Origin of the sequence: Spirillospora sp. NPDC049652, assembly GCF_040675125.1 — a bacterium.
Classification (GTDB): Bacteria; Actinomycetota; Actinomycetes; order Streptosporangiales; family Streptosporangiaceae; genus Spirillospora.
The window spans coordinates 1-2,066 of the sequence record NZ_JBFAOF010001139.1 but is presented as its reverse complement, the minus strand read 5'-3'; the positions used below and the strand labels follow the sequence as shown (position 1 = coordinate 2,066).

Annotated in this window: 2 protein-coding genes; one reads left to right on the top strand and one right to left on the bottom strand. The window is 78.0% G+C overall.

The genetic code is table 11. The features are described from left to right. The coding region (locus AB0J52_RS37830; RefSeq protein ID WP_500187801.1) for an ATP-binding protein at positions 1-209 on the bottom strand (209 nt) is incomplete at its 3' end. Between the two features lie 490 nt (positions 210-699). Here AB0J52_RS37830 and AB0J52_RS37825 point away from each other — a divergent pair. Beyond that, positions 700-2,066: AAA family ATPase (locus AB0J52_RS37825; protein ID WP_500187799.1), on the top strand; the 1,367-nt coding region annotated here is incomplete at its 3' end.

Here is a 2,066-nt window from a genome sequence, read left to right as displayed (position 1 = left end):
AGCGGGGGAACGGCCTCGGTCCGGGCCGCCGCCGCGCCGACCAGCAGGGCGCCCGCGGCGACCGCCCGGTCGGCGAAGGCGCGCACCAGCGCCGTCTTGCCGAACGCCACCGGACCGCTGATCAGGACGGCCTGCCCGCGCCCGGCGGCGGCCTCGGCGTAGAGCCCGCTCAGCGTCTCCAGTTCGGCACCCCGCTCGACCAGTTCCATGCGTGCCCCCCGTGCCTCGATGGCCACGCTCCGTGGGACGCGGCCCGTCCTCGTCGCCCTTCGGCGGGATGACGCGAGGAGTAGACCATGGGCGAAGTCACAGCGACGTAACGTCACGAGCGCCACGTCATCCCCGGCCGGAACCGCCCGGAAGCCGCAGGTCCGGGGGGTGGTGTCCAGGCTTGACGGCCGGCTCGCCGGCGGGCCCGGCGGTGGCCCGCGGACGGCCGCGGGCGGCCGGTGACGGGCCGGCGGGCGCGGGATGTGGACGGCGTGAATAACCTTCGTCCGCTCCAGGGCGCGGGTTGGAGAAGTGCGCAGGTAGCGCCTGGATGGTCGCGGTGTGCCACGGTCCGGGTGCGAAAGGTGATTTGTCTCGATGTCGGCGCGATGCGACGATCCAACCGCCGACCGGTCCACGGGGCGTGCGCGGAGCCGGACCGGGACGGCCCCCAGGCCTGCACACCGCGCACAGGGGGGAGGGCGCCGCATGGGCGTCGTCGAACTGCCGGACGAACTGGTCGCACTGGCCGGAGCGGAGCGCCCCGGGCTGCCCCCCGCCCCCGACATCGTGATCATCGAGGGCGCCGCGGGCATGGGGAAGACGAACCTGCTGCACCGGTTCGGCCAGGGGATGGCCGCCACCGGGGCGGTGTTCCTCAGCGCGGCGGGCGCCAGCGCCGAGAGCGACATCCCGTTCAGCACCGCCGGCCAGCTCTTCTCCCGTCCCGCGCTGGAGGCGGGCGAGGTCGCCCTGGCCGAGCGCCTGCTGCGGGACGGCACGTTCATCGCCGCGGCCCGGTCCGCCGCGCACGGTCCGGACGCGCTCCCGGACGCGCTGCCGGGCATCGCCTCGTGCGGACTCGACTCCATCGCCCAGGAGGGGCTCGCGGCGCTCGCCGGGGAAGGGCTCGCGTCCGGTGGCGCGGGCGGGCTGCCCTCCTCGGACGGGTTGCCGTCTCCGAGCGGGGGCGGGCTTCCGGCGTTCGGCTGGGACGGCCCGCCGCCGCCCGCCGGCTGGGACGCGGGCCCCGCCGGCCATGCCTGCGGGCTCCCGGCCGCCGGTACGGGCGGACGGCCCGGCGACGGGGCCGGCGGCATCTCCGCGGACGGGCTGGACGGCATCCCGGCGGACGGGCTGGGCGTGCTCCGGGCCGCCGCGCCGGGCGGGGCGGCCGTGTCCGTGCCGACGCCGGTGTTCACGCAGCTGGAGGCCGTGCTGCTGCGGGTCGCCGGACGCGCCCGGGTGGTGATCGGTGTGGACGACGTGCACCATGCCGACGCGGCCTCGCTGCAGTTCCTGCTGCACCTCGCGCGCAGTCCCCAGGCGGCGGGCCTGCTGCTGGTGCTCACCGAGTACCCGCCGACCGGCCCGGCCCGCCGCGTCCCGCACACCGAGCTGCTCTACTCCGCCCGCACCCGCCGGCTGCGGCTGGGCCCGCTGCCGAGGGAGCGGGTGGCGGCGCTGCTCGCCGAGTACTACGACCCCGCGACCGCCCGCGCGCTCGCGGACGAGGCGCGCCGCGCGACCGGCGGCAACCCCCGGCTCGTCCGGGCGCTGGCCGAGGACGGGCGCGCCGCCGGGCGCCACGATGGCCCGGTCTTCGGCGACGCGTTCCGGCAGGCGGTCCTCGCCTGCCTGCACCGGTCCGGCACGACCGGCCCGGCGGAGGCCCTCGCGGTGCTCCCTCCCGGCAGCCCCGCCGAACTGCACGGCGAGCTCACCGGCCGGGACGGCGAGGACGTCCGGCGGGCGCACGACCTGCTGCGCCGGACCGGGCTGGTGGAGGGCGACCGGTTCCGCCATCCGGCGATCGCCCGGGCCGTGGTGAGCGGGATGGGCTCGCGGGCCGGGAC